At 62.2% G+C, this 25,423-nt stretch carries 26 protein-coding genes; 19 read left to right on the top strand and 7 right to left on the bottom strand.

Annotated features, from left to right (window positions below; genetic code table 11):
• The first annotated feature begins 227 nt into the window (after positions 1–227).
• The 3 genes from G6P99_RS32460 to G6P99_RS32450 are packed head-to-tail and all read left to right on the top strand — an operon-like array spanning position 228 to position 2,633.
• Positions 228–1,385 (top strand): acyl-CoA dehydrogenase family protein, encoded by a 1,158-nt coding sequence (locus G6P99_RS32460; RefSeq protein WP_371261157.1) that lies wholly within the window; start codon positions 228–230, stop codon positions 1,383–1,385.
• A 10-nt stretch (positions 1,386–1,395) separates the two neighbouring features.
• Positions 1,396–1,950 carry a flavin reductase family protein gene (locus G6P99_RS32455; protein WP_029079990.1) on the top strand — a complete coding sequence of 185 codons (555 nt, stop codon included), beginning with the start codon at positions 1,396–1,398 and terminating at the stop codon, positions 1,948–1,950.
• Positions 1,947–2,633 carry a TetR/AcrR family transcriptional regulator gene (locus G6P99_RS32450; protein WP_029079989.1) on the top strand — a complete coding sequence of 229 codons (687 nt, stop codon included), beginning with the start codon at positions 1,947–1,949 and terminating at the stop codon, positions 2,631–2,633. The genes G6P99_RS32455 and G6P99_RS32450 overlap by 4 nt, the downstream gene beginning before the upstream one ends.
• A gap of 6 nt (positions 2,634–2,639) precedes the next feature.
• Here G6P99_RS32450 and G6P99_RS32445 read toward each other — a convergent pair whose 3' ends face one another.
• Together G6P99_RS32445 and G6P99_RS32440 are read right to left on the bottom strand one after the other, a co-directional pair.
• The gene (locus G6P99_RS32445) at positions 2,640–3,515 is read right to left on the bottom strand and encodes a polysaccharide deacetylase family protein (protein WP_165124952.1); all 876 of its coding nucleotides are present in this window, start codon (positions 3,513–3,515) and stop codon (positions 2,640–2,642) included.
• Positions 3,516–3,530: 15 nt separating this feature from the next.
• Positions 3,531–4,628: an LLM class flavin-dependent oxidoreductase gene (locus G6P99_RS32440; protein ID WP_029079987.1), complete on the bottom strand. Its 1,098-nt coding sequence runs from the start codon at positions 4,626–4,628 to the stop codon at positions 3,531–3,533.
• Between the two features lie 170 nt (positions 4,629–4,798).
• Between G6P99_RS32440 and G6P99_RS32435 the strand changes: the two genes are divergently transcribed.
• From G6P99_RS32435 to G6P99_RS32400, 8 genes are all read left to right on the top strand, one after another.
• Positions 4,799–5,680, top strand: coding sequence for an FAD binding domain-containing protein (locus G6P99_RS32435; RefSeq protein WP_029079986.1), 882 nt, complete (start codon positions 4,799–4,801; stop codon positions 5,678–5,680).
• Positions 5,677–6,162: a (2Fe-2S)-binding protein gene (locus tag G6P99_RS32430; protein WP_165124950.1), complete on the top strand. Its 486-nt coding sequence runs from the start codon at positions 5,677–5,679 to the stop codon at positions 6,160–6,162. Before G6P99_RS32435 ends, G6P99_RS32430 begins: the two co-directional genes overlap by 4 nt.
• Entirely contained in the window at positions 6,159–8,549 is a 2,391-nt protein-coding gene (locus tag G6P99_RS32425; RefSeq protein WP_029079984.1) for a xanthine dehydrogenase family protein molybdopterin-binding subunit, read from the top strand. Before G6P99_RS32430 ends, G6P99_RS32425 begins: the two co-directional genes overlap by 4 nt.
• A gap of 68 nt (positions 8,550–8,617) precedes the next feature.
• Positions 8,618–9,871 (top strand): ABC transporter substrate-binding protein, encoded by a 1,254-nt coding sequence (locus G6P99_RS32420; protein ID WP_029079983.1) that lies wholly within the window; start codon positions 8,618–8,620, stop codon positions 9,869–9,871.
• 54 nt (positions 9,872–9,925) lie between these two features.
• Positions 9,926–10,810: a branched-chain amino acid ABC transporter permease gene (locus G6P99_RS32415; RefSeq protein ID WP_035976572.1), complete on the top strand. Its 885-nt coding sequence runs from the start codon at positions 9,926–9,928 to the stop codon at positions 10,808–10,810.
• Positions 10,811–10,817: 7 nt separating this feature from the next.
• Positions 10,818–11,804 (top strand): branched-chain amino acid ABC transporter permease, encoded by a 987-nt coding sequence (locus G6P99_RS32410; protein WP_029079981.1) that lies wholly within the window; start codon positions 10,818–10,820, stop codon positions 11,802–11,804.
• Entirely contained in the window at positions 11,801–12,571 is a 771-nt protein-coding gene (locus tag G6P99_RS32405; protein ID WP_029079980.1) for an ABC transporter ATP-binding protein, read from the top strand. Before G6P99_RS32410 ends, G6P99_RS32405 begins: the two co-directional genes overlap by 4 nt.
• Positions 12,572–12,575: 4 nt before the next feature.
• Entirely contained in the window at positions 12,576–13,280 is a 705-nt protein-coding gene (locus G6P99_RS32400; protein WP_029079979.1) for an ABC transporter ATP-binding protein, read from the top strand.
• Between the two features lie 45 nt (positions 13,281–13,325).
• On the opposite strand, the gene G6P99_RS32395 is transcribed toward G6P99_RS32400, so the two are convergent.
• Complete coding sequence (locus G6P99_RS32395; RefSeq protein WP_029079978.1) at positions 13,326–14,477, bottom strand: zinc-dependent alcohol dehydrogenase; 1,152 nt, start codon at positions 14,475–14,477, stop codon at positions 13,326–13,328.
• A 192-nt stretch (positions 14,478–14,669) separates the two neighbouring features.
• On the opposite strand from G6P99_RS32395, the gene G6P99_RS32390 reads away from it, so the two are divergent.
• From G6P99_RS32390 to G6P99_RS32360, 7 genes are all read left to right on the top strand, one after another.
• Positions 14,670–15,677 (top strand): ABC transporter substrate-binding protein, encoded by a 1,008-nt coding sequence (locus G6P99_RS32390; RefSeq protein WP_029079977.1) that lies wholly within the window; start codon positions 14,670–14,672, stop codon positions 15,675–15,677.
• 38 nt (positions 15,678–15,715) lie between these two features.
• Positions 15,716–16,531 (top strand): ABC transporter permease, encoded by an 816-nt coding sequence (locus tag G6P99_RS32385; protein ID WP_029079976.1) that lies wholly within the window; start codon positions 15,716–15,718, stop codon positions 16,529–16,531.
• Positions 16,532–16,535: 4 nt separating this feature from the next.
• The gene (locus G6P99_RS32380; protein ID WP_029079975.1) at positions 16,536–17,321 is read left to right on the top strand and encodes an ABC transporter permease; all 786 of its coding nucleotides are present in this window, start codon (positions 16,536–16,538) and stop codon (positions 17,319–17,321) included.
• The gene (locus tag G6P99_RS32375) at positions 17,318–18,382 is read left to right on the top strand and encodes an ABC transporter ATP-binding protein (protein ID WP_029079974.1); all 1,065 of its coding nucleotides are present in this window, start codon (positions 17,318–17,320) and stop codon (positions 18,380–18,382) included. The genes G6P99_RS32380 and G6P99_RS32375 overlap by 4 nt, the downstream gene beginning before the upstream one ends.
• 9 nt (positions 18,383–18,391) lie before the next feature.
• Positions 18,392–19,231 (top strand): phosphodiesterase, encoded by an 840-nt coding sequence (locus tag G6P99_RS32370; RefSeq protein WP_029079973.1) that lies wholly within the window; start codon positions 18,392–18,394, stop codon positions 19,229–19,231.
• A 274-nt stretch (positions 19,232–19,505) separates the two neighbouring features.
• The gene (locus tag G6P99_RS32365) at positions 19,506–20,249 is read left to right on the top strand and encodes a Crp/Fnr family transcriptional regulator (protein WP_051346129.1); all 744 of its coding nucleotides are present in this window, start codon (positions 19,506–19,508) and stop codon (positions 20,247–20,249) included.
• A 117-nt stretch (positions 20,250–20,366) separates the two neighbouring features.
• Positions 20,367–20,648 carry a hypothetical protein gene (locus G6P99_RS32360; RefSeq protein WP_029079971.1) on the top strand — a complete coding sequence of 94 codons (282 nt, stop codon included), beginning with the start codon at positions 20,367–20,369 and terminating at the stop codon, positions 20,646–20,648.
• 99 nt (positions 20,649–20,747) lie between these two features.
• On the opposite strand, the gene G6P99_RS32355 is transcribed toward G6P99_RS32360, so the two are convergent.
• The 3 genes from G6P99_RS32355 to G6P99_RS32345 all read right to left on the bottom strand — a co-directional run bounded on the left by G6P99_RS32355 (position 20,748) and on the right by G6P99_RS32345 (position 23,656).
• Positions 20,748–21,842 (bottom strand): amidohydrolase family protein, encoded by a 1,095-nt coding sequence (locus tag G6P99_RS32355; protein ID WP_029079970.1) that lies wholly within the window; start codon positions 21,840–21,842, stop codon positions 20,748–20,750.
• Positions 21,843–21,945: 103 nt separating this feature from the next.
• Positions 21,946–22,941 (bottom strand): Bug family tripartite tricarboxylate transporter substrate binding protein, encoded by a 996-nt coding sequence (locus G6P99_RS32350; RefSeq protein ID WP_165124948.1) that lies wholly within the window; start codon positions 22,939–22,941, stop codon positions 21,946–21,948.
• A 19-nt stretch (positions 22,942–22,960) separates the two neighbouring features.
• Positions 22,961–23,656 (bottom strand): cyclase family protein, encoded by a 696-nt coding sequence (locus G6P99_RS32345; protein WP_165124946.1) that lies wholly within the window; start codon positions 23,654–23,656, stop codon positions 22,961–22,963.
• A 164-nt stretch (positions 23,657–23,820) separates the two neighbouring features.
• On the opposite strand from G6P99_RS32345, the gene G6P99_RS32340 reads away from it, so the two are divergent.
• Complete coding sequence (locus tag G6P99_RS32340; RefSeq protein WP_165124944.1) at positions 23,821–24,627, top strand: SDR family NAD(P)-dependent oxidoreductase; 807 nt, start codon at positions 23,821–23,823, stop codon at positions 24,625–24,627.
• Between the two features lie 97 nt (positions 24,628–24,724).
• Here G6P99_RS32340 and G6P99_RS32335 read toward each other — a convergent pair whose 3' ends face one another.
• Complete coding sequence (locus G6P99_RS32335) at positions 24,725–25,423, bottom strand: molybdate ABC transporter substrate-binding protein (RefSeq protein ID WP_165124941.1); 699 nt, start codon at positions 25,421–25,423, stop codon at positions 24,725–24,727.

The raw sequence follows: 25,423 nt of genomic DNA, 5'->3' as shown, positions 1-25,423 counted from the left end.
TCCTTCAATAGGGACCCCGCCGCAGTCGTTAATCCTGGGCGTTGAATTCGCGGGACGTAGGCTTGCGCGGCTTGATCTCTGGTGATCGATCGATAAACTGAGTCGTACGGCTCGATCGCACGCGCAGATGTCTTGGAGATCGAACGAAGGAAGAGACCATGGTTGAGGTTGACCGCGGGCTCGACGCGAAGGTGCCGCCAGGCCCAGATATAGACCGCTATTCGGTCATGGTCGCACGAGCCAGGGCGCTTGTGCCGGCCTTGCGTGAGCGGGCTCAACGGACCGAAGAGCTGCGCCGATTGCCGCCGGAGACCGAACGGGATCTGCACGATCATGGGCTTTTCCGGATCCTGCAGCCCAAGCGCGTCGGGGGAAGCGAACTCGACTATGTTGCACTGGTCGATTGCGCCGATGCCCTGGGGCAGGGCGACGCCTCGGTCTCCTGGAATTTTGCCAATCTTGCCAGTCACCACTGGATGCTCGGCATGTTCGCGCCTGAGGCGCAGAACGCGGTGTGGGGCAAGGATCCGGATACGCTGATCGCGTCTTCCTTTGTTTTCCCGGCAGGCCGTGCAAGGAAGACAAGTGGCGGATATGTGCTGAATGGTCATTGGCCGTTCTCGTCCGGGGTGGAAGCGTGCGGATGGAACATGCTCGCGAGCGTGGTTGCCTCTGACGATGAAGCCGATGGCGTCGAATATCGGTTGTTCCTGCTGAACAGGCGGGACTACAGCATCGACGATACCTGGAATGCGGCTGGTTTGCGCGGAACGGGATCAAACGACGTTCGGGTAACTGACGCGTTCGTCCCCGAGCATATGACCGTTGCCGTCAGCGATCTTGCGGGTGGTGCGACGCCCGGCAGTGTTGTCAATCCGAATGCGCTCTACGCGCTTCCGGTCTTCTCGTTGTTTCCTTATGTATTGTCAGGGGTCGGCCTGGGGAATGCCCAGGCTTGCCTTGATGATTATGTCGAGATCGCGCGACACCGCGCCTCGACATACAACCGGGCCAAGATCGGAGACCTGCAGAGCACACAAATCAAGATCGCTGAGGCGTCGGCAAAGATAGATGCCGCGCGGCTGATCATGCGTACGAACTGCGTCGAGGTGTTAGCGGAAGTTCGGCGCGGCGACATCCCGAGCATTGCCGCGAAGACGAAGCTCCGACGTGACGGCGCGTTTGCGGTCAATCTTTGCACCGAAGCGGTGTCTCTTCTGTTCGCGGCGAGCGGGGCGCGCAGCCTGTTCACCTCGGGCGCGCTGCAGCGTCAATTCCGCGATGCGCATGCGGTGAACTCGCACCTCGCCTTCAATTTCGACGCGGCCGGTACCAATTACGGGCGGGTGGCCCTCGGGCTTCCGTCTGAAAACCTGACGCTTTGAGGCCGATTGGATGTCTGACTTACCCAAACATCCGCCGGATCCGGCCAGTGAGTTCGCAAGCGACAGTTCGACGATCGACCCTCGTGACTTCCGCAACGCGCTCGGCACGTTTGCGACCGGCGTGACGATCGTGACCGCGATGTCTGCCGAAGGGCGGCCGTACGGAATTACCTGCAATTCCTTCGCGTCGGTGTCGCTCAATCCGCCGCTGGTGCTGTGGAGCCTGGGCATGTTTTCGCAGGGGCTGCCGATCTTCCAGAATGCAAGCCATTTCACGGTCAACGTTCTTGATGCGTCGCAGCAGACGCTGGCGATGCAGTTTGCCAGATCGTCGGGCGACAAGTTCGCAGGTGTGGGCTGGACGCCGGGCCTCGGTCAAGCTCCTGTGCTTGCTGACGTGGTTGCAAATTTTCAATGCCGTGCCGCCAACCGCTACTACGGCGGAGATCACGTCATTTTTCTAGGGGCGGTGGAAGCCTACGCTTATAACCGGAGCAATCCGTTGTTGTTCGCGCGGGGAGGTTTTGGCCGATTCCTGCCTGACGATGGTGACAAGACATCATGAATCGAAAGACGCCCGTCAAGCGAGCTCGTACCAAGCAGAGGCGACTATCAGCTGACGACCGACGCAGCGAATTCGTCACCAAGGCGACTGAGCTTTTTGCGGAAGAGGGATTCGGCGGCGGTACACGTACCCTTGCGCGAAAGCTCGGCGTAACCCAGCCGCTGCTTTACCGCTACTTTCCGAGCAAGGATGATCTCATCAAGGAGGTCTACCGCAAGGTATATCTCGAACCCCTGGAAATCGGCTGGGAGAAGTTGCTCTCGGATCGGTCGCGTCCGCTTCGCGTGCGCCTGCAGGAGTTTTACGAAGTTTATACGGATGCGATCTTCAACCGCAAATGGCTGAGGATCTATCTTTACTCCGGCCTGAAGGGCCTCGATATCAATCGCTGGTATGTCGGCATGGTCAAGGACAAGATACTGACCCGCATTCTCAGGGAATGCCGGCACGATGCCGGCCTCGCGACGCAAAGCAGGCCCAGCGCCGCCGAACTGGAATTGGCCTGGGTGTTTCACGGCGGCATCTTCTACTATGGTGTACGGAAGTACATCTACGAAGCGCCGGTCCTAGAGGACAAGGCACAAATGATCAGCGATGCGCTGGATATCTTTCTCGCAGGATTCGAGAGGATGGCGGAGAGCGCGACCGATCGTCGACGGGCGCCGATCAAGGTTGTGGGCTGAACCGTACTACTTTGTCGCCATCTGACCTCGATACCAATCTCCGATCTCACTCGCCGTCATCAAGGCCACGCCGTCATGACCAATGACGTAATCGAGCAGGGCCTCAAGGTACTTGATTCGGTGTGGCACCCCAGTGATGTAGGGATGCACCGAGATCGCCATGATCCGTGCATTCTCTGCGCCTTCGAGATAAAGCCGATCGAACTGGTCGGTGCAGCGCGTCAGGAACTGTTCTGACGGAAGGTGCTGCAGCGCGTGGATAACGATGTCGTTGGTCTCGACGGAATAGGGAATTGTCGTCACCGTTCCGTGCGGCGTGGCGATGTCCTGCGGGAGATCGTCGATCACCCAGTCGGCCACGTATTCGATGCCGTTGAGGCGCAGGAGATCGAGCGTCTCTTCGGTCTCGGTCAGGCCTGGGCTTTCCCACGATCGCGGCGGCTTGCCGGTAAATCCAGCAATGGTGTCGACCGCGCGCTTGATTGCGTCAGCCTGGTTCTCGACCTTGTGCATCGGGCCCTGGACAAATCCGTGTCCCATGAATTCGAAGCCCGCCTCAAGCGCTGCCGACGCCACCCGCGGATAGCTGTTGCAGACGTTGGCATTCACGGCCAGCGTCACTGGGATATTTCGGTCGGTGAGGGCCTTGAATTGCCGCCAGAAGCCGGCTCGCATGCCGTATTCATGCCACGACCAGTTCGGCACGTCGGGCAGCAGGGGCTGACCCATCGGCGGGCTCAGCACGGTACGCGGCATCGCGTTCCCGATGCGCCATTCCTCGACATTGAGGATGACCCACACGGCAAGTTTCTTGCCGCCCGGCAATGTCAGCTTCGGGCGATCGACCTGGGCCTGGTACGGAATGCGATCAGTGAAGGCCATGTCGAAACTCCTTGATCACGCCGATGATCCGGCAGCGGTGGCATTGATCCGCGGCAAGACCTTCTCGGCCATCAGGATCATCGATTGCCGGCCAAGCTCGCGATCCTTCCAGTCCTTGCCGGCGTACAGCAAGGTTCCGAAGGTGCCGATCTCTTCCTGGAACGCCAGCAGTTGATCGGCCACGCTTTCGGGCGTGCCGTAGATGATGAGCTTGTCGCAGATCTCTTCCAATGTGACTTCGGCGTCAGGTTGGTCCCGCCGCGTCTTGAACAATTCGAGCCGGCCGCTGCGCTTCAGCTTCGTGAACAGCTGGTGATAGTAGTACACGTAGGGACTGTCGGGGGACGTGGCATAGGCTTTCGCGGTTGCTGCGTCCCTTGCCACGAACACGCTCTTGGCGACACGCCAATTGGCGCTGTCGACCGGCCGGTTTGCGCGCTCGCAGCCCTCGACATATTTGGGCCAATGGCTCTTCACCCAGGCTGGCATCAGGAAGTTTGCCGAGATCGGATCCCAGCCGCGTGCCGCGGCCTCCGTGACCCCTTTTGAGAACGGCGCGACCGCGGTCACCACGATCGGCGGATGAGGGGTCTGCAAGGGGCGGGCGACGGTGCCTTGGCCAATATCCTCAATCAGAGTTCGTTTGACCGAGACATTCCAATATTTGCCCTGTAGATCATAGGGCGGCTTGCCGGCCCAGATGTCGAGAACCTGATTGATCGCTTCCAGGAACATCGCATTGCGGTCGGCATCGAGATTACCGAAGACTTCCGCATCGGACAGCAACCCGCCCGGGCTGATCCCGAATATGAAGCGGCCATCAAGCATGTGGTCGAGCATGGCGACAGATGCCGCGACTGCAGCCGGATGGGTGTTCGGCATGTTGATGGTGCCGGTTCCAAGCCTGATCTGCTTGGTCGCGGCCGCGAGCCAGGCAATGAACGCGATGCTGGAAGTGATGTTCTCGGCCTTGTCGGTGACATGCTCGCCGACATAAGCCTCAGCGAACCCGAGCTCGTCCGCGAGCAGGAAGGCCTCCCGATCCTCCCGGAGCGATTGCCGCCAATCCTTGTCGAGAGGATGGATCGGCATCGTAAAGAATCCGAGCTTCATGATCCGCCTCCCTTGCGAGTAGAACTTTAGTTGGCGAGGAACCTGCGGCCTTCCTGCGACGAAGACAAGTCCCGCCGCGCAAATAATCACTCGATAAACAAGCTTGACCTTTGAAGAGGGCGGCCCTCTAATCGGGCAAACCAAAATTGGGCCCGGGAGGCCACGCCCACATGAAAGCTGCGGCTTTCGCCTATGCCCGCGCGACCAGCGTCGTGAATGCGCTGGAATTGCTCGCTGCGCATGGCGACAAGGCGAAGGTTTTGTCGGGTGGTCAAAGCCTGATGCCGGCGATGAACCTGCGGCTCCTATCTCCGGACATTGTGGTCGATATCGGCGGCCTCGCCGAGTTGCGCGGCATCGCGGTGAAGGGAGATGTGCTGGTCATTGGTGCGTTGACCCGGCATGTCGACCTGCTCCATTCGCCGGAGGTTGCTCTGCATGCGCCGTTGTTGCGCGATGCCGTTGCCCATGTTGCTCATCCCGCAATTCGCAACCGCGGAACGATTGGCGGTAGCCTCGCCCATGCCGATCCTGCGTCTGAACTGCCCGCCTGCGTCGTAGCACTTGACGCCACGATTATCGTTCGCGGCCCGGCCGGCGAGCGCCGGATTGCTGCGACCGGGTTTTTCAAGGGAATCTACGAGACGGCACTGTCTCCGGAGGAGTTGCTTGTCGCAGTCGAGGTACCTGTCGCAGGCCAAGGCTCGACGTTCTTCTTTCAGGAGTACGCCCGGCGGCATGGCGACTATGCCATCGTTGGTCTCGCCGCTCGCGCTCTCGTCGCGGGTGGCAGGTTCTCCGATCTTCGGCTCGGCTTCTTTGCGGTTGGCGACCGGCCTTTGCTCGCGACCGTCGCCGACATGCTGATCAATGCGTCGGTTACTCCCGACTTGCTCGCAGAGGCTGCGACCGCGCTGGCCAATGAACTCGATCCACATGAGGATCAGCAGGCTAGCCCAGCCATGCGCCGACATCTCGCCACTGTCTTGCTCCGGCGTTGCGTGGCCGCATTACTCGCGCGACCTGACCTGGAAACGAGAGCAACCAAGTGAGCGCTCCGGTATCGATCTCGCTTCTGGTCAACGGCGAACCTATCGATGCCTTTGTCTTGCCGCGGCTCAACCTCGCTGATTTCCTCCGGGAGAACCTGAAGCTGACCGGCACTCACGTCGGTTGTGAGCACGGCGTCTGTGGCGCCTGTACTGTCCGGGTCGATGGCGAGATCGTTCGCTCCTGCCTGATGTTGACGGTCCAGGCGCAGGGGGCGTCGGTCGAGACAATCGAGGGGCTGTCCGACGGCGGAGAAGTCGCCGATCTTCAGGCTGCGTTTCGCGAGCGCAATGCATTGCAGTGCGGCTATTGCACGCCTGGCATGCTGATGACGGCGCAGGACTTGCTGAAGCAAGTGTCCGTGCCTGATCGTCAAGCGATCCGCGAGCATCTTTCCGGCAACTATTGCCGCTGCACTGGCTATCAGGCCATCGTGGACGCCGTGGAAGCGACGGCCAAAACGCGCGCGGGGCGGCGCGCATGACGGTGACCCGCGCGGCAACAAACACGCTTTCGGTGCTCGATCGCCCGAATTCCTACATCGGCAAGTCGGTGCCGCGTCCGAATCTCGACAGGCTACTGCAAGGGCGCGGACAATATGTCAGCGATCTGGAATTGCCGCGCATGGCGCACGTGGTCTTTCTGCGGTCGCCATATGCCCACGCCAAGATCGTGGCGATCGATGCCGCCGCGGCAAGGCGCATGTCGGGCGTCATTTCCATCGTCACCGGCCGTGAGCTTAAGGCTGTGATTACGCCCTGGGTCGGTGTGCTCTCGCATCTGAAGGGATTGAAGTCGGCGCCGCAGCACGCGATCGCGGTCGACCGGGTCTGCTGGCAGGGTGAGGCGGTGGCGGCGGTTGTGGCAACCAGTCGTGCGGCCGCTGAAGATGCCATGGAGCACATTACCGTCGACTACGAGGAGCTCGACGCGGTCACGGACATGCGCGCGGCACTCGATCCGGCCACTCCCGTCATTCACGCCTCGCTCGGTGACAATCTCGCCTTCGAACGGACCCTCAACGCCGGCGATGTCGACCTCGCATTGTCGGAGTCCGAGGTGGTCGAAGCCGACTTCGTGTTCGGGCGCCACACCGGCGTGACGCTTGAACCGCGGGCCGTCGTTGCCGACTGGAACGCAGCCGAGGCGCGGCTTACGATCTATCAGGGCACGCAGGCGCCCCACATGGTGCAGAACATCGCGGCCCTCCATCTCGGGTTGAGGGAAGCGCAGGTCCGGGTGGTTTGCAAGGATGTCGGCGGCTCGTTCGGCATCAAGGTCCATATCTACGCCGACGAAATGGCGACCTATGCGCTGTCCAAGCTGCTGCGCCGGCCGGTCAAGTTCGTGGCTGACCGCGTCGAGAGCTTCAACACGGACATCCACGCCCGCGATCATCGATGCAGGGGACGGATCGGCGTCAGACCGGACGGCACGATTACGGCTTTCGAGATCGACGATCTGACGGGGATCGGCCCCTATTCGATGTATCCGCGGACCAGCGCCATCGAGGCAAATCAGGTGGTCAATCTGGTCGGTGGACCATATGTCACCCCGAACTATCGGGCGCGGGCGCGGGTCGTTTTCCAGAACAAGAATGTGATGTGCCAGTACCGGGCGGTCGGACACCCGATCGCCTGTTCGGTGACCGAAGGCCTGGTCGATCTGGCCGCGGCAAAGATCGGCATGGACCCCGTCGAAATTCGCCGACGCAATCTGATCGCCGACGACGCCTATCCCTGCGCATCACCCTCGGGCATGAAGTTCGAGCAGCTCTCGCATCACGCCTCGCTGGCCAAGCTGCTCCAGATGATGGACTACGACGCGTTGCGTGCCGAACAAGCGGCCTTGCGTACCAGAAACGTTCACCGTGGCATCGGAATCGCCAGTTTCATTGAGGTTACCAATCCCAGCGCCGCCTTCTACGGCGTCGGCGGCGCGCGGATCTCGTCGCAGGACGGCGTCGCGGTTCGGCTCGACGCCCAGGGATCGGTGATCTGCCAGACCAGCATCACGGAGCAGGGGCAAGGGTCGGAATCGCTGACTGCCCAGATCGTCGGCAGCGTGCTTGGCGTTTCGATGGAGCGGGTCCGCGTGATCCTGGGCGACACCGACAACACGCCCTATGGCGGCGGTACGTGGGCCTCGCGCGGCGCCGGCATCGGCGGCGAAGCCGCGTTGCAGGCCGCCAAGGCTCTGCGCAAGAATATTCTCGACGTTGCTGCGGCCATCCTGCAATCGACGCCGGCCGGGCTCGATATCGTCAACAACAGCATCGTCAATGCCGACGACGGTGCGCCGCGCATCGAGCTGAATGAGCTGGCGCGGATCGTCTATTTTCGACCAGACACGCTCCCGCCAGGCATCCAGCCCGAGTTGATGGCGACCCGGCATTTCGTTCCACGTCAGTACCCCTTTGCGTTCACCAACGGCGTTCAGGCCTCGTGGCTCGAGGTCGATACCGAGACCGGGTTCGTTACGCTGCTCAAGCATTGGGTTGTCGAAGATTGCGGCACCATCATCAACCCGCAACTGGTCGACGAGCAGATCCGGGGCGGCGTCGTGCAGGGGCTCGGCTCGGCACTGTTCGAGAAGTGCATCTATGATGAACGCGGTCAGCTGACCAACGCCAATATGGCGGACTACCTGGTCCCGATGTCCGGTGAGATGCCCGATATCGAGATCGGCCACGTGGTCTCTCCGACGCTGGAATCGGAGCTGGGCGCCAAGGGGGCGGGCGAGGCGGGGACAGCCGGCGCGGCAGCTTGCGTGGCCAACGCGGTCAATGACGCGCTCCGGCCGTTCGGCGCAATAATTACCGAGATTCCGCTGACGCCTCAGGTTATCCTGACGGCCCTGGGACGAATCTGAGGTGGAGACGTTTCGGGCAAAGACAATACGATAAGCAAAACACAGACAGTTCTTGGGGAGGAATGGTCATGACGAACAAGGTCACCAAAGCTGGATCGATATCGCGGCGTCGTCTGCTGACGACGGCAAGTGCCGGCGCCGCTCTCGCCGTCTCGCCCTTTCGCATCAATCTACTGCAGGCCCAGGAAGCGCCGATCAAGATCGGTTTCCCGGTTCCCTTGACCGGCCCCTATGGCGCCGAGGCCCAGGACCAGGTCCGGGCGGGTCAGTTGGCCGTCGCGCAATTCAATGATGCCGGCGGTCTCAACGGCCGCAAGGCCGAGCTCGTCGTGCGCGATGACAAGCTCAATCCCGGTGAGGCGGCGACGCGGACATTGGAGCTGGTCGAGAAGGAGAAGGTGAATTTTGTCGTCGGAAGTCTCTCGGCGGCGGTTCAGCTTGCGATCAACAACGTCACCAAGGAGCGGGGCGTCATCTTCAATTCGATCAGCCAGTCCGACGCCATCAACGAGGTGGCCGACTTCAGCAAATACACATTCCACGAAGCGCTGAACCCGCACATGACGTCAGGTGCGGTCGGCCGCTACGCCTTCACCAAATTCGGCAAGAAGGTTGCGTTTCTCACGGCGGATTATGCCTACGGTCACGAGATGGTTCGCGGCTTCCTTGAGGTCGGCAAGGAGTTCAACATCGAGAACCTCGGTGACATCCGCCATCCGCTGGGAACGACCGATTTCTCGACCTTGTTGCCCCGTCTCCAGGCGCTGAAGCCCGATATCTTGTGCATCAGCAATTTCGGTCGGGACCAGCAAATCGCACTGAAGCAGGCAACCGATTTTGGCATCAAGAAATCGATCCAGATCATCGCGCCGCTGCTCTCGCATGCCAGTCGCGTTGCGGCGGGTCCGCAGGCATTCGAAGGCGTCGTCGGTGGCTGCTCGTTCTACTGGGGCATCGATGACAAGTTCGCCTCGACCAAGGCGTTCAACGATGCGTTCCGCAAGATGTATGACGGCAAGCTGCCCACCGATTACGGTGCGCTCGGCTATGGCGGGGTTCGGACCGTGCTCGAGGCGGTCAAGGGCGCCGGCAGCGTGGAGACCGACAAGGTCGTCGCTGCATTGGAGGCTCTGAAGTACGACTACTACAAGGGGCCGCAATACTATCGCAAATGCGATCACCAATCGGTGCAGTCGGTGCTCGTGATCAAGTCGAAGTCCAAGGACATGAAGAACGAATCCGATGTGTTCGAGGTTCTGTCGACCGAAGAACCCAACGAAAAGAACCTGCGTACCTGCGAGGCGCTCGGTCACAAGAGCTGAGCTCGTGCGGTGGCGCGCGCCGCGGGACGGTGCGCGCCATATTGGGGTGATGAGATGGCCGGCCTGAGCTTTGACCTGATTGCGCTGCAACTGTTTGCCGGGCTGGCGCTCGGCGCGATCTACGTGCTGTTTGCGATCGGCCTCTCGCTGATCTTCGGGATGTTGACGGTCGTCAACTTCGCCCATGGCGCCTTCTACATGGTCGGCGCCTATGTCGGCCTTTACCTGATCTCGATCGGCGGCAATTTCTGGATCTGCCTGGTGGCGGTGCCGCTCTTGGTCGGACTGTTCGGCCTTGTGGTTGAGCGCGTGCTGATCCGGCCGCTCTACGGCCGCGGCATCGACTATCCGCTGCTGCTCACCTTCGGGCTGAGTTACGTGATGGTCGAATGCGTGCGCATTGCCTTTGGCAAGACCGGTTATCCCTTTGACACGCCCGAGATCCTGCAGGGGGCGGTCAACATCGGTGTCGGCTATTTCCCGCTCTACCGCCTGTTTGTCATCGCGGCGACGGCCGTCGTCCTGCTGGCGCTCTGGTTGTTTCTGGAGAAGACCAGCTTCGGGCTCATTATCCGCGCCGGCGCGCGCGATCCACAGATCGTCCGCGTCCTTGGGGTTGATGTTTCCAGGGTCTGGCTGATCGTGTTCGGGATAGGTACCGCGATTGCGGGCTTGGCCGGGCTGTTGGCCGCCCCGCTGCAGGGCGTCATCCCGGAGATGGGCGGCACGATTCTCGCCGAAGCCTTCGTGGTGACCGTCGTCGGCGGAATGGGATCGATCGGCGGCGCCATATTGGCAGGCCTGCTGGTCGGTGTGGTGGTCAGCATGACCTCGCTGTTTGCACCAGAGATGGCCAAGGTTTCGATCTTTGCCCTGATGGCGATCGTGCTGATCGTTCGTCCCCAGGGCTTCTTCGGCCGCGCCGGATTGATGAGCTGAGCCAGGCATGACCGACGCCACCGAATCCATCAAACAGCCCGATACCACGACGGCCGGCTGGTACGAATTTGCAACGAAGCATCGCGCCAGCATCGCGGCCGTGGTGATCCTGGTTTTTCCGCTGGTGATGCCGTTCACGGCCCTGGCCGTGAACATCCTGATCTATGGGCTGTACGCCCTCGGCTTCAACCTCGTGTTTGGCTATCTGGGTCTGCTCTCGTTCGGTCATGCTGCGCTGCTTGGGACCGGTGCCTATGTCTGTGGCATCGCCATCGTGCACTTTGGCTGGCCATGGTATGCGGCCATCGCGGCGGGGGTCGCCGGCGGCCTGTTGATGGCGCTGTTGATCGGGGTACTCGCGATCAGAACCCGCGGCATCTACTTCGCCATGGTGACGATGGCGCTGTCGCAATGCGTCTACTACCTTTTCTATCAGGCGGTTGACCTGACCGGCGGCGAAAACGGCCTGCGCGGCATCAACGTCCGTACCATCGATCTGTTCGGCCTGCGGATTGATTTCATCAACCCGATGGTCCGCTACTACGTCATTGCGGCCTTCGTGATCGCTGCATTCTTCGTGATGTCGCGCATTCTCGCGTCGCCATTTGGGGCCGTCATTGAGGCCGTGCGCGAGAATGAGATGCGTGCCCGCGCGTCGGGCTATGACGTGACCCTGACCCGGTTGCTGACCTTCGTTTTGTCCGGTGGCTTCTGCGGCCTCGCGGGTGCCTTGCAGGCCCTGCATCTGTCGATCGTGCCGATCGAGATTTTGCACTACGAGACCTCGGGCCTCGTCGTGATGATCGCTCTGCTGGGCGGTATGCGGACATTCTTCGGGCCGATGATCGGCGCCGCGGTCTTCCTGGTGCTGGAGAACATCGTCTCCGTCTGGACCGTGCACTGGCAACTGATCGTTGGTGCCATCTTCATTGCATGCGTGCTGTTCTTCCCTGCCGGCATCTGGGGCACGCTGATCGCGCGGGGCAAGCGATGACCGCGGCGGCAGATCAGGCAGGGGAGATCATTCTGCGCACCAGGGGCGTCGGCAAGACGTTCGGCAAGTTTGTCGCGCTCAACAACATCTCGGCCGAATTTGCCAGAGGGGCGATCACCTCCATCATTGGTCCGAACGGGGCCGGAAAGAGCACCTATTTCAATCTGCTGTGCGGTGCCTTTCCGCCGTCGAATGGCGGCGTTGAGTTCGAGGGCAAGGATGTCACCGGTCTGCCGCAGCACCGCTTTGCTCACATGGGGATCGCAAAGTCATTCCAGATCACCAGCGTGTTTCCGCAGCTGACGACGCGTGAGAACATCCGCGTCGGTCTGCAGGCCCTGGTGTCCAGATACGACATCTGGCGCCCGCGCGCGCGGCTGACCGAACTGGTGGAGCGGGCGGACGAACTGCTTGCCCTGGTCGGGTTGTGGGAGTCCCGCGAACGCGCCGCCAAAACGCTGGCTCATGGCGAGCAGCGGGCGTTGGAAATCGGCATGGCGCTTGCCAGTCAGCCTCGCTTGCTGCTGCTGGACGAGCCGACGGCCGGCATGAGCCCGGAAGAAACCCGGACCATGATGGATCTCATCGTGAAGCTCGCAAAGGAACGTACGGTCATCCTCGTCGAGCACAAGATGAAACTCGTGCTCGGGATCAGCGATCGCATCCTCGTGTTGCACCATGGTGAACTTCTTGCCGAGGGAACTCCGCAGGAGGTCCGGCAGAACGAGGCCGTGAAGCGTGTCTATCTCGGCCAGCGGGAGCATTGAGGTGATGCTGCAGATCAGCAAGCTTAATGCCTGGTATGGCGCAAGCCACGCATTGCAGGACATCAATCTCGAGGTGGCTGGGGGCGAAATCGTCTGTCTGATCGGCCGCAACGGAGCCGGCAAGACGACGACGCTGAAATCGATCATGGGCTTGATGGGGCGGACGCGCGGCTCGGTCACCTTCAAGGGTGAAGAGCTGCTGCGCCAGCCGGCGCATGTTCGGTTCGCGCTGGGGCTTGCCTATGTTCCCGAAGAGCGGCGGATCGTGCAGGGGCTGTCCGTGCGGGAGAATTTGCGGCTCGGGCTGGTCGCATCGAAGCAGAAGAAGCGGGAGGCCGAGCTGATCGACGAGATCGCCGTGATATTCCCACGACTGGCCGAGCGCATGGATCAAGAGGCGGTCACGATGTCCGGTGGTGAGCAGCAGATGCTGGCGATCGCGCGGGCGATGATCGCCAAGCCCGACCTGATCATGCTGGATGAGCCCTCGGAGGGCATCATGCCGGTGCTGGTCGACGAGATGTTCGAGCTGTTCCGCAGCATGAAGGCACAGGGAACGACGGTGCTGCTGGTCGAGCAGAACGTCGAGCTGGCGCTGGGTATCGCGGATCGTGCCTATGTGCTGGACCAGGGATCCGTGGTGCATCAGGCATCTGCGCAGGCACTGCTGGCCGACAATGAGATCAAGGAGCGATATTGTTCGGTGTGAGCAGGCTCCCAGGCCGGCGCAGTTGCAACCGGCGCGGTCGCCATCTTACTCCGCGGCGCTTGCGATCTTTTCGGCTCTGCGATTGGTCACGACGACCTTGATCGCGTCGTCGACGCGATCCCGCGCATATCTGAGCGCCGTCGGCAGGTCAGCCAGCGGAAACGTGTGCGTGTGGATCCTGGTCGCGTCGAACCGCTTCGCTGCCATCAGTTCCATGGCGCGGTGGGTGGCGCTGCGGCCCTCGCCGCGGATGCCGTAGGCGTAGATGTTGTTTCGCACGAGATGTGCAATGTCCAGTGTTGCGGCCTCGTGCGGGAAGGCGGCCAGACAAATCCTGCCACCACGGTTGGTCATGTGAATCGCCTGGTTGAGTGTCGCTTCGGTGCCGGCACATTCGACGACATAGTCCGCACCGATCCCCCCTGTTAGTTGCCTCACAACCTCAACGGCGTCTTCGTCGTTGATGTTGATGACCCGATCGGCCCCCAATTCCCCGCCGATCGCCAACCGCTTGTTGCGTGTTCCCGTCAGGATGACCGGGCTTGCACCAAGCGCCTTGGCCACCGCCACCGCGAGCAGTCCGATCGGCCCGGGGCCGATCACCACGACGCTCTCGCCGGCAACCAATCCCCCCAATTCCGTCAAGCCATACATCGACGTACCGGCAGTCACGACCAGCGTCGCTTCCGCGTCGCTCATCGCATCAGGTACGCGCGCCAGCGTGTTGATGTGGTTCACCGCGTATTCGGCGAATCCGCCATCGGTCGTAAAGCCGTTGGCGCGGTGACCCTTCTCGGGTTTTCCATAGTTGAGACACGACGTGTACATGCCCTGGCGGCAGCGTTTGCATTGGCCGCAACCGGCGTGAATTTCCACGCTGACCCGCTCGCCGATCCTGAATTCGTCGACATCAGGGCCGAGCGCGGCGACCGTGCCCATGTATTCGTGGCCCGGCGTAAAGTTCTTGTTGAAGGGCAGGCCGCCCTGAATGCTCGCCGGCGACCCGGCATGGATGATCTCGAGATCCGTGGCGCAGATCGCAACCGCATCGATGCGGACCAGCACCTCGGCACGCGACGGGGCAGGCGTCGGCTTCTCGCTCAGGTGGAGCTGATCGGGGTCGCCAAGGACCCAAGCTTTCATGCGGTCGGGGACGGGAAGGTCGGGCGATGTCTTGACGCCGGGCGGCTGGTACATGGTCGCCTCCTCTTTTGCCTGGCAACCTAGCGCAAAACCGCCGGCGGCCGCGAGCAGCCGATGGTTGGCGTCTCGGCTCCGCCGTTTGCTGCACAGCAGCGGGCGCGTCGCAAAACCTTCATACGCGGACTATACTTGATCGCCCGGTTGATGTTGAAATCCTCATCGCATCCCGCCACACCGGAGCCTCCCATGAAAACCGTCCGCCTTGTCCTCGCGTTGCTGGCGTTGACGCTGATCGCGCCGTGGCAATCGGCCAGGGCGGCCGACGTGATCTGCTACAATTGCCCGCCGGAATGGGCAGATTGGGCCTCGATGCTGAAGGCGATCAAGGCCGACCTCAACTACGACATCCCGCACGACAACAAGAATTCCGGCCAGGCGCTGGCTCAGATCCTGGCTGAGAAGTCCAATCCGGTCGGCGATATCGGCTATTTCGGCGTCACCTTCGGCATGAAGGCCAAGGCTCAGGACGCGCTCGAGCCCTACAAGCCGGCGCATTGGGATCAGGTCCCCGCCGGCCTCAAGGATCCGGACGGCTATTGGACCACGATCCACTCCGGCACGCTCGGCCTGTTCGTCAACAAGGACGCACTTGGCGGCAAGCCGGTGCCGGCCTGCTGGAAGGACTTGTTGAAGCCCGACTACAAGGGGATGGTCGGCTACCTCGATCCGTCGTCGGCGGCCGTCGGCTATGTCGGCGCAGTCGCCGTCAATCTGGCGCTGGGCGGCTCGCCCAGCAATTTCGATCCCGCGATCGGCTTCTTCAAGGAGCTGCGCAAGAACGATCCGATCGTGCCGAAGCAGACGTCCTATGCCCGCGTCGTCTCGGGTGAGATGCCTATTCTGTTCGACTATGACTTCAACGCCTACCGCGCGAAATATTCGGAAAAGGGCAACTTCGAGTTTGTGATTCCCTGCGAGGGCTCGGTGGTGTTTCCCTATGTCGTCGGTCTCGTGAAGAACGCGCCCGACAAGGAGAAGGCCAAGAAGGTCATGGACTATCTCCTGTCCGACAAGGGCCAGGCGATCTGGACCAATGCCTATCTGCGTCCGGCCCGCCCGATCGAGCTGCCCGCTTCCGTGAAGGGCAAATTCCTCCCCGACAGCGACTACGCGCGCGCCAAGAGCGTCGACTGGGGCGAGATGGAAAACGTGCAAAAAGCCTTCGTCGACCGCTATCTCGCCGAGGTTCGCTGAGGCAATATGGTGCCCTTCGCCAGGGCACCAATCTTCCGATGTCGCAAAAGTCCTTTGTTTGGCTCTGTCTGCTGCCGCTTGCGGTGGTGACGACGGCATTCTTCCTGTTGCCGATGGCACGGCTAGTGATCGCAGGTGCAGAAGGGCCGCACGGGCTCGCCGGATATCTCGCGATCCTAGCGGAAGGCCGCTATCGCGCGACGTTGATCAACACCCTGCTTCTCGCGGCGGCAACCACAGTCGTGACGCTGATCGTGGCGACGATTGCCGGAATGTTTCTACAGCGGCACCGCTTTCCCGGGCGGGCCGTGCTGATCGCAATGCTGACCTTTCCGCTGGCGTTTCCCGGCGTGGTCGTCGGCTTCATGATCATTCTGCTGGCCGGACGACAGGGGCTGATCGGCGATCTCTCGAACAGGATCTTCGGCGAGAAGATCGTTTTCGCCTATTCGATCTACGGGCTTTTCCTGGGTTATCTCTATTTCTCGATCCCGCGCGTGATCCTCACCATCATGGCGGCCGTACAGAAGCTCGATGTCGGCCTGGAGGAAGCCGCGCGTTCGCTCGGCGCCAGCCCATGGGCGGTGCAGCGTGACGTCGTGCTGCCTGCGCTCGCGCCGGCTTTTGTCGCTTCCGGTGCGATCGCCTTTGCCACCGCGATGGGAGCCTTCGGGACCGCTTTCACGCTGGCGACGAATATCGACGTGCTGCCGATGCTGATCTACACCGAGTTCACGCTGGCCGCCAATTTCGCGACATCCGCGGCGTTGTCGGTGGGGCTTGGCCTGATCACCTGGCTCATCCTCGCGCTTGCCCGCACGTTCAGCGGCAGTGCGATCGCGGCGGCCGGGTGAACGCATGCGCGACCGCCTGATCTTCACCGGCCAGTTCATCTTCACGCTGCTCGTTGCCGCATTCCTGGTGGTGCCCGCGGGGCTTTCCATCTCTGCCGGCGTTACCGTCAATTACTTCCGAGGCATCCAATCCGGCGTGACCCTGCAATGGGTCGCGCAGGTCTGGGAGCTCTATGCCGGCACCATTCTGCTGTCCTTCGTGATTGCCTTCGCGACACTCGTGGTCACGCTGCTCGTCGGTGTTCCCGCGGCCTACGCGCTGCACGCGCGCGGCGGCCGGCTTGCCCGCATCGTCGAGGAGATCATCACGTTGCCGCTGGCGATCCCCGGACTTGCGATCGCGCTTGCACTGCTGCTCTCCTATGGGAGCTTTGGCGGCTTTCGCCGTTCCTGGCTGTTCATCCTGGTCGGCCACGTCACCTTCACCATGCCGTTCATGGTGCGGTCGGTCATGGCGGTGTTTGCCACCGTGGACATCAAGACGCTCGATGAAGGCGCCGCCTCGCTCGGCGCATCGCCGTGGCGGCGATTTTGCGATGTCATCGTGCCGAATGCCCTGCCGGGAATTCTGGCCGGCGCATTGATGGTGGTCACGCTGTCGCTCGGCGAATTCAACCTGACCTGGATGCTGCATACGCCGTTGACGAAGACGCTGCCGATCGGGCTCGCCGACAGCTACGCCTCGATGCGGCTCGAAGTGGCGTCGGCCTACACCCTGATCTTCTTCGTGATGATCATTCCGCTCCTGGTTGCGATGCAGCTGCTGGCCGACAGGGATCACAAGCGATGAGTATGGCCGGCCATGGCGCAGCGGTGCGGATTGAAAGCTGCGGCAAGACGTTTGCCGACGGCACCCGCGCCCTCGATCCCGCGACCCTCGACATTGCGCGCGGCGAGACGCTGGTGCTGCTCGGGCCATCCGGCTGCGGCAAGACCACGATGCTGCGCATCATTGCGGGCCTCGAGTTGCCCGATGCCGGCGGCAAGGTCCTGTTCGACGGCAAGGATATGACCTCGGTCCCGATCGAGCGGCGCAATGTCGGAATGGTGTTCCAGTCCTACGCCCTGTTCCCCAACATGACGGTGGCGGACAATATCGCCTACGGCCTGAAGATCCGCGGTGTCGCCAGGAGCGAGCGGGCCGCACGCGTCGCCGAGCTGGTTACGTTGACGAACATCACGGGATTGGAGAACCGCCGCATCGACCAGCTTTCGGGCGGCCAGCGTCAGCGCGTCGCATTGGCGCGTGCGGTTGCGATCCGGCCCGGCATCTTGCTGCTCGATGAGCCCTTGACCGCGCTTGACGCCGCCTTGCGGGACCGGCTGCGCAGCGAGCTCAACCGGCTGCTGCGCGCGCTCGGAATCACGACGATCTATGTCACGCATGACCAGTCCGAAGCGATGGAACTCGGTGATCGTATCGTGGTGATGCGGAAGGGCGCGATTGCCCAGATCGGAACGCCGCGCGAGGTCTACTTCGCGCCGAAGGATCGGTTTGTGGCGGAGTTCATCGGCGCGGCGAACATTGTGGAAGCTCCGATCGAGAACGGTGTATTGCTGCTGCCCGGCGGGCGATTGCCGATCGACGGTGGAGCGACGACTGCGAACTCAATTGTCATGATCCGTCCCGAAACCATCCGCGTGACGGAGACCGGCGCGGGAGCGGGGGTGCTCTCGGGCATTGTCGATTCCGTCAGCTTCATCGGCGACCGGCAGCGGATCGTCGTGAGTGGTGCATCGGGCAAGCCGCTCAATGTCGATGCGCCGAACACGATTCAAGCCAAAGTCGGCGACCGGATCGGACTTTCGATCGCGCCCGATGCTCTTCGTGTCCTGCCCTCCGAACCCTGAGCTCCATCGATGCCGTCGAAACCGGTCCTCGTCGCCCAAATATCCGACCTCCACATCAAGCCGCCCGGCGCGCTGGCCTATGGCCGGGTCGATACCGCCAAAGCGCTTGAACGCTGCGTGGCGGCGCTCGGCGCATTCGAGCCGGCGCCGGATTTCGTCGTCATCTCCGGCGACCTTGTGGATACGCCGTCCATCGAAGAATACGACTATCTCAAGCGATTGCTCGCGCCGCTCCGCCTGCCGTTAGCCGGCATTCCCGGCAATCACGACTCGCGGGAGTGGATGCGCGCAGCATTTCCCGCCGCGCCCTATGTTCACGCAACGGGACCGCTCGACCAGAAGATCGAGGTGAACGGCCTCGATCTCCTGCTGCTTGATTCAAGCGTGGCCGGGAAGCCGCATGGCCTGCTCGAAGCGTCGACGCTGCAATGGCTGGATGCGACGCTGGCGATCGCGGTCGACCGGCCGGCGCTGCTTTTCCTGCATCACCCGCCATTCAAGGGCGGGATCTGGCACATGGACCGCCAGGACCTCTTCAATGCCGAGGAACTGGCCGCAATCGTCAGGCGCCACCCGCGTGCGCAGTTGATCGCGTGCGGGCACGTCCACCGGGCCATGCTGACCACCCTTGCCGGCATTCCCGTGACAATATGTCCTGCGCCGAACCACGCGGTCGACCTGGATCTCGGACAGCTCCGAGAACCGTCATTCAAGGTGGAACCGCCCGCGTTCCATCTGCACGCGTGGTTTCCGGGGCAGGGCTTTGGGCAGTTGGTCACGCATCAGGTCCCAATCGGTCAGTTCGACGGGCCGCATCCGTTCTTTGGGCCTGACGGCAAGCTGCTGTGAGCCGGCCGGGGTGCCGGCCGGCACTTAGGCGTTTCGCCACGCGGGATTTGCGTTGCTGGACCGGGTTTCCGGATCGGGTGGCGCTGTCGGGTACAATTGAGCGTTGCAACTAGGTGTTTATTTATTCCAAATTGTACTTTGAATCCCCTGCACGGACCTTTGTTGCTGTAGGTCCCCGGCGGGGTTATAGTCCCCTCCGCTTTCATTGATCGATGGCTTTGTCGGCGTCCGCTCTGGCGGCCGATTAAACGCAACACAATCAGTCTGGATGACAATGACCGGTGCGTCGCCCATAGAACGAATTGCCGGTGCGCCGTCGTTTCCGAACAACAAGCTTTCGGTGCTGCGCAAGCATCCCTATTTCTCCGATCTGGAGCCAGAGGCGTTCGATCAGCTCTGCCGCTACGCCAAGCACACCACGCTGAAGCGCGGGACGACGATCTTTTCCAAGGGCGATCCCGGCACGAGTTTGATCGCGGTGATTTCGGGCACGGTGAAGATCAGCATCTCATCGCCGGATGGTCGTAACGCTATCCTGAACCTGATCGAGGCAGGAGAGATATTCGGGGAGATCGCGCTGCTCGACGGCTTGTCGCGGACGGCCGATGCGACCGCCAACAGCAATTGTGAGCTGTTCGTCATCGACCGGCGCGAGTTCATTCCCTTCGTGCGCAGCCAGCCGACGCTCGCGATGAAGTTCATCGAACTGCTTTGCGAACGATTGCGCCGGACCAGTGACCAGGTCGAGCAAGTGATCCTGCAGGACTTGCCCGGTCGCCTGGCCAGCGCGCTGCTGCGCCTGAGTGACAAGCACAAGCGCGAGCCGCAGGGGCGCACCATCTCGATCACCCAGCAGGAGATCAGCGAGATGGTCGGCATGACGCGCGAGAGCATCAACAAGCAGCTCCGGGCGTGGGCGATACGCGGCTGGGTAAGGCTTGAGCATGGCGCGATCGTCGTGCTGAAGCCCGAGACGCTTCAGGCGCTGGTCGAGGCCGGAGCTGATGACGGCGAGTAGTCGCCGCGGCGGCCGACCAGTCAGCATGTCACGAAACGGTGAATTGGGCAGGCCCTGTGAAACCAATCACATCGGCCTTCCATGCATTGCGGTAAGTGACGCTTCGGGGAGCACACTATGGAGGAATCCATGCAGGGCTCTTTCGACAAGCGACGGCAGGACCCAGCGAGCAACTACCAGAGCTTCAGCATCAAGCTGATCGCTCTGCCGGTGCTCGTCATCGTTGCCTTGATCGGGATGCTGGTCAGTCGCCCGGCGGCGGTCAAATGGATATCGGACGCGGCGCAAGCCGAGTTCGCTGGAACTGATGCCATCTACGCCGATCCGGTACCCAACATCGCACAGCAGGCGCCAACGGCCCGGCCGGGCAACGAAATACGGACAGTGAAAGCTTACTGATCGTTGCTGCCGTCGTCGCGTGCCAAAGTCGCGCGCCAAGGTTCGCGTGCCAAGGCGCGATGTCGGCAATTCAGATCGTCCAACGCTCCGCTTCCATCCTCACGCGGCAACACCGAGCAGCTTTGCTGCGGTCTGGCCGAGAATATTGGCCTTGTCGTCGTCGCTCAGCGACGCGCACGCGAAGATGTGGTCGACCGGTGCCAGTTGCCAGGGATAGGGATAGTCGCTTCCCAGCACGATCTGGCCGGCGCCCACTTGGGTGGCCAGGTGCCGGATAGCTTCCGGCGTGAAGATCAAGGAGTCGAAATAGATCTGCTTGAGATATTCCGTCGGCGCTTTCTGGAGCTTGACGTCCGGGTTGCATCCCTTGGGGCCGACCAGGCAGGGATGGTCCGAGCGGTCGGCATAGGAGGGGAGGTAGCCGCCGCCATGCGCGGCGATGACCTTCAATCCCGGGAAGCGATCGAGCGTGCCCTCGAAGATCAGGTGAGAGAGCGCGATCGTGGTCTCGAGCGGATTGCCGATCGTGTTGCCGAGCCAGCCATTTCCGGAGAGCCGCTTGTTGAGCTCGGGCACGCCCTGCGGATGGATGAACAGGGGGACGCCGAGTTCCTCAGCCTTGGCCCACACCGGATGAAACCTGGAATCGGAGAATTCGACGCCGTTGACGCCGCCGCCGATCGCCGCACCCTTCAGGCCCTGCTTCCTGACCGCCGTCTCCAGCTCCTGCACGGCGAGATCAGGCGCCTGCAGCGTCAGCGAGGCGAAGGCCGCAAACCGCTCGGGCTTCGAAGCGCAGAGTTCGGCGAGCTTTTCATTCTGGATTTTCACGATCTGCCCGGCAAGCTCGCGATCGCGGTCGTACCAGTATGGATTGATCGACAGCACCTCCATATCGACCGCTTGCGCGTCCATCGCAGCCAGGCGCTTGTCGATCTCGACGAAGGCCTCAATGGCGCCGTTGACCGGCGGCAGTTGCAGTTTCCCGGCGTCAGCGCCGAGCAGGGCTCCCGCCTCGCGGAAGTGGCAATGCGAATGAATGTCGATCGTCTTGACGCGTTTGTCGCTGACGGAGACCGGCAATTTCTGGCGCGATTGCTGCGCGTTCGCGTTGTGCACGAGCCCGCAGCCGCAGAACACGATGCCGGCCGCCGCCGTTGCTCCCACCTTCAGGAAATCCCGCCTTGTAGCCATGACGATCGCCTCCCAAGTGTTGTTTTGTTATGGGGGCAGCCTAGGGATGCGCCTTGGCGGTCGCAAGACCACACGCTGTGCGTGTCGCGCAATGTTGATCTGCTCAGACCGGCTTGATCCCGGCCTTCGCGATGATGTCGCGCCATTTCGGCACTTCGTCCGCAATTCGCTTGCGCATGCCGTCGGGGCCGTTTGCCAGCACTTCGAAACCGTCATTGCGCAGCTGTTCAGCGATCTTCGGCGTCTTCAGGATCGCGATCGATTTCGCCGACAGCAGCGCGACGATGGAGGAGGGCGTATTTGTGGGCGCAAGAAACCCCTGGAAGGTGTCGGAGACGAAATCCTTGTAGCCGAGCTCGATCATGGTCGGCACGTCCTGTAAATCGAACCATCGATGGGTTCCAGTGATGGCCAGCGCCTTTAGCGCGCCCGACTCGATGTGCGAGTGGGCAGGTGGCAGCGCTGCAAACGCGACCTGGGTTGTTCCGCTCAGGATCGCCTGGATGGCCGGACCGGCGCCCGAGAACGGCACGTGCGTCATCTGGATCTGGCCTGAGATCTTGAACAACTCTCCGGCGAGATGCGGCGTCGTGCCGAGACCTGGGCTCGCATAGTTCAGTTCGTCCGGGTTGGCCCTGGCACGCGCGACCAGGTCCGCGACCGAATTGATCCCGAGCTTCGGATTGACCAGGATCACGTTGGGCGAGGTACCAAGCTCGGCAATTGGTGCAAAGTCTTTCGCCGGATCGTACGGGATCTTGGCGTAGAGGCCGGGATTGACGACATAGGCACTCGACGTGATCAGCAGCGTGTAGCCGTCTGCGTCGGCATGTGCCGCTATACCGATCCCGATATTGCCTCCGCCGCCCGGCCGGTTTTCGACCACGATGGTGCCGCCGAGCGCTTCGCCGAGGTGAGTACCGAGGATGCGGGCCATGATGTCGGTCGGCCCGCCCGGCGCGAACGGCACGATGACCTTGATCGGGCGTTCCGGATAGCCGGCCGCCCTGGCTTCGCCGGCGAGAGCCGCAACCGCGAGCACGCCACCGGCCTTCAAGACGGCACGACGCGAGGGCGAGGCTGGCCTGCTGCCCGTCATCGGATATGCCTCACCCGCATCACGGCTCCTGCAGGCCGAACACCGCCACCGCGCGGATCGGCGATGCCGTCCCGTCGCGCCATTTCATCGGCAGGCCGATAAAGGTGAACTGCCCCTGGCCAAGCAGGGCCTCGAGATTGCACAGGCTTTCGATGTGGGTGATGTCGAGGTCGAGGCAGGCCTTGTGAACCAGCAGGTTCTCGTCGCTATCGGGACCCGGGCGCATCGAATCGATGCCGAAATGCACGATGCCTTGCTGCGCGAGCCACTCGGTGGCGGCGACATTCACGCCGGAATTGTCGGTCGAGTATTCCTTGCGCGGAAAGGTTCGCGCATGATGGCCGGTGCAGAGCAGGACGGTGCCGCCTTTCGGGATCGGCCGTCCGGCCGCCTTCACGGCGGCGTCGAGGTCGGATGGGGTGATCTCGGCACGCGGCGCAATATGGCGCAGGTCGAGACAGATGCCCGGCACGATGCATTTTTCCAGCGGATATTCGTTGATCGGGATGCCGCTCGGGCCGAAATGCCGGGGCGCATCGATATGGGTTCCGCCATGGTCCGGCATCGAGATGAACATCGATGCCAGCCCATAAACATTTCGCGAATCCGCAAGGGCTTCCGCGTGGTTCTTCCACATCCCGTGGATGATTGGCGGATGGCCGGGGTAGCTCGGCGTGCGGTGATAGAGCTCTCGGCTCAGGTCGACGATCCTCACGACGGGTGCACTTTCTTGACGGAGCTGGCGCAGGCGCGCTTCTACCCACAATGCTGACGCGTTTGCCGCGCTTGTGCAAGGTGTCGCTTGCCCTCAGTGCCGGACCTGAAGCAAATCGGGGAAGTGTTACATTTCCGGCATGCGTTGCCGAAGGGAGGGGTCATATGAAGGACTATCGCAAGCTGTTTGATCTCACCGGCAAGACCGCCGTGGTGTTGGGTGCGGCCTCGGGCATCGGCAAATCCTCGGCTGAGGCGCTGGCGTCGCTTGGTGCACGCGTGCTGTGTGCCGATCGGACGGTGGAAGGTGCGGAGGCAACCGCCGCGGCGATCCGGCAACAGGGCGGATCGGCGACGGCCAGCAGTTGCGATGCGGCTGATCGTGCTGATGTCGAGGCGCTGGCGGCGAAGGCGCTCGCGGAATTTCAGCGCATCGATATCGCGGTGACGACGCCGGGCCTGAATATCCGCAAGACCATCCTCGACTACACTGAGGAGGACATCGACCGTGTCATCAACCTCAACATCAAGGGCACGGTCTGGTTCTTCCAGGCGTTCGGCCGCATCATGGTCAAGCAGCAAGGCGGCAGCCTGATTGCCTGTTCTTCGGTGCGCGCGGTGACCATCGAGCCGGGGCTTGCGGTCTATGGATCGACCAAGGCGGCGATCGGGCTGCTGGTCAAGGGCTTCGCGTCCGAGGTCGGCCGATCCGGCGTCCGGGTCAACGCGATCGCGCCGAGCATCGCGGAGACCGCGCTGACCGGCCCGTTCAAGCAGCGGCCCGACATCTACAATCTCTACGCCGGCCACACCGTGTTCAATCGCTGGAGCAGTGCCGATGAGGTCGCGACCGCCGTCGCTTACCTTGCATCGGATGCGGCGAGTTACGTCAGTGGCAGCACGCTGTTCGTCGACGGTGGCTGGACCGCAGTCGACGGGCCGCCGACCGGCCTCACGCAGTTGGCGCGCTAAAGCGTTTTCGAGCGAAGTGGATACCGGTCGCGTGCAGAAAACGCGTCAAAACTAGAATCTAGAGCCCCGTTCCGATTCAATCGGAACGGGAAAGGCTCTAGGAGACGAAGCCCGCTTTGCTGCGCAGCTCCGATGCATCCGACGACGTCAGCAACGCGATCAGGCGTAGCCCCTGCGATGCAGAGGCTGCCTGCGTCGGAACGGCGGCCGTATACATGGTCGCAAGGTCGCATCCCGGCGGCAAGGTGCCCGACAGCACGACACCCTGGGTGCTGCTGATCTCGGTCGATTGCGTGCAACCGAGCGGCCGCCGGTCATTGGTGGCAGCCAGATGCCGCATCGCGGTCGCGCCGTTGGGAAAGATCCTCAGCCGATCGGCAATATCGTCTGCAATGCCGAGCTCTGCGAGGACCTTGGCAACGTGAATTCCGGCCGTCGAGGCCTTGGTATCGGGCGCGAAGATCGCGTCCGCAGCGAGCAGCGCCGCGCGCAGGCTCGCCGCATCCTTTGCGCTCACCGGCTGATCGCCCGCCCGGACCGCAAGCGCCGTTTCAACCCGGCCGATGTCGGCAATCGAACTGCGCAGGACCAGCCCTTCGTCGGCAAGCTTCGCGATCAGCGTGGCGGTGAGGATCACGATGTCGGTTGGAGCGCCGGCGCGCAATTTGTCGGCCATGGCGCCGACCGCGCCAAAATCGCCGGTAATACTGAGACCGGTTTCGGCTTCGAATGCCGGCGCGAGGCTGCGCACCAGGCCCTGCGCTGCGCCGCCGCTCAAGATGTTCAACGTCTTCAT

The organism is Bradyrhizobium sp. 6(2017) (assembly GCF_011058295.2).
Taxonomy (GTDB): Bacteria; Pseudomonadota; Alphaproteobacteria; order Rhizobiales; family Xanthobacteraceae; genus Bradyrhizobium; species Bradyrhizobium septentrionale.
This window is presented reverse-complemented; position numbering and strand designations above follow the sequence as displayed.

Bases quoted from the DNA above. Each gene is read 5' to 3' on its own strand.
- G6P99_RS32395 (WP_029079978.1), bottom strand. From the start codon at position 14,477: ATGTACCAGCCGCCCGGCGTCAAGACATCGCCCGACCTTCCCGTCCCC.
- G6P99_RS32425 (WP_029079984.1), top strand. From the start codon at position 6,159: ATGACGGTGACCCGCGCGGCAACAAACACGCTTTCGGTGCTCGATCGC.
- G6P99_RS32450 (WP_029079989.1), top strand. From the start codon at position 1,947: ATGAATCGAAAGACGCCCGTCAAGCGAGCTCGTACCAAGCAGAGGCGA.
- G6P99_RS32350 (WP_165124948.1), bottom strand. From the start codon at position 22,941: ATGACGGGCAGCAGGCCAGCCTCGCCCTCGCGTCGTGCCGTCTTGAAG.
- G6P99_RS32435 (WP_029079986.1), top strand. From the start codon at position 4,799: ATGAAAGCTGCGGCTTTCGCCTATGCCCGCGCGACCAGCGTCGTGAAT.
- G6P99_RS32410 (WP_029079981.1), top strand. From the start codon at position 10,818: ATGACCGACGCCACCGAATCCATCAAACAGCCCGATACCACGACGGCC.
- G6P99_RS32455 (WP_029079990.1), top strand. From the start codon at position 1,396: ATGTCTGACTTACCCAAACATCCGCCGGATCCGGCCAGTGAGTTCGCA.
- G6P99_RS32445 (WP_165124952.1), bottom strand. From the start codon at position 3,515: ATGGCCTTCACTGATCGCATTCCGTACCAGGCCCAGGTCGATCGCCCG.
- G6P99_RS32360 (WP_029079971.1), top strand. From the start codon at position 20,367: ATGGAGGAATCCATGCAGGGCTCTTTCGACAAGCGACGGCAGGACCCA.
- G6P99_RS32415 (WP_035976572.1), top strand. From the start codon at position 9,926: ATGGCCGGCCTGAGCTTTGACCTGATTGCGCTGCAACTGTTTGCCGGG.
- G6P99_RS32440 (WP_029079987.1), bottom strand. From the start codon at position 4,628: ATGAAGCTCGGATTCTTTACGATGCCGATCCATCCTCTCGACAAGGAT.
- G6P99_RS32335 (WP_165124941.1), bottom strand. From the start codon at position 25,423: ATGAAGACGTTGAACATCTTGAGCGGCGGCGCAGCGCAGGGCCTGGTG.
- G6P99_RS32365 (WP_051346129.1), top strand. From the start codon at position 19,506: ATGACCGGTGCGTCGCCCATAGAACGAATTGCCGGTGCGCCGTCGTTT.
- G6P99_RS32405 (WP_029079980.1), top strand. From the start codon at position 11,801: ATGACCGCGGCGGCAGATCAGGCAGGGGAGATCATTCTGCGCACCAGG.
- G6P99_RS32400 (WP_029079979.1), top strand. From the start codon at position 12,576: ATGCTGCAGATCAGCAAGCTTAATGCCTGGTATGGCGCAAGCCACGCA.
- G6P99_RS32385 (WP_029079976.1), top strand. From the start codon at position 15,716: ATGTCGCAAAAGTCCTTTGTTTGGCTCTGTCTGCTGCCGCTTGCGGTG.
- G6P99_RS32380 (WP_029079975.1), top strand. From the start codon at position 16,536: ATGCGCGACCGCCTGATCTTCACCGGCCAGTTCATCTTCACGCTGCTC.
- G6P99_RS32375 (WP_029079974.1), top strand. From the start codon at position 17,318: ATGAGTATGGCCGGCCATGGCGCAGCGGTGCGGATTGAAAGCTGCGGC.
- G6P99_RS32355 (WP_029079970.1), bottom strand. From the start codon at position 21,842: ATGGCTACAAGGCGGGATTTCCTGAAGGTGGGAGCAACGGCGGCGGCC.
- G6P99_RS32370 (WP_029079973.1), top strand. From the start codon at position 18,392: ATGCCGTCGAAACCGGTCCTCGTCGCCCAAATATCCGACCTCCACATC.
- G6P99_RS32420 (WP_029079983.1), top strand. From the start codon at position 8,618: ATGACGAACAAGGTCACCAAAGCTGGATCGATATCGCGGCGTCGTCTG.
- G6P99_RS32340 (WP_165124944.1), top strand. From the start codon at position 23,821: ATGAAGGACTATCGCAAGCTGTTTGATCTCACCGGCAAGACCGCCGTG.
- G6P99_RS32390 (WP_029079977.1), top strand. From the start codon at position 14,670: ATGAAAACCGTCCGCCTTGTCCTCGCGTTGCTGGCGTTGACGCTGATC.
- G6P99_RS32460 (WP_371261157.1), top strand. From the start codon at position 228: ATGGTCGCACGAGCCAGGGCGCTTGTGCCGGCCTTGCGTGAGCGGGCT.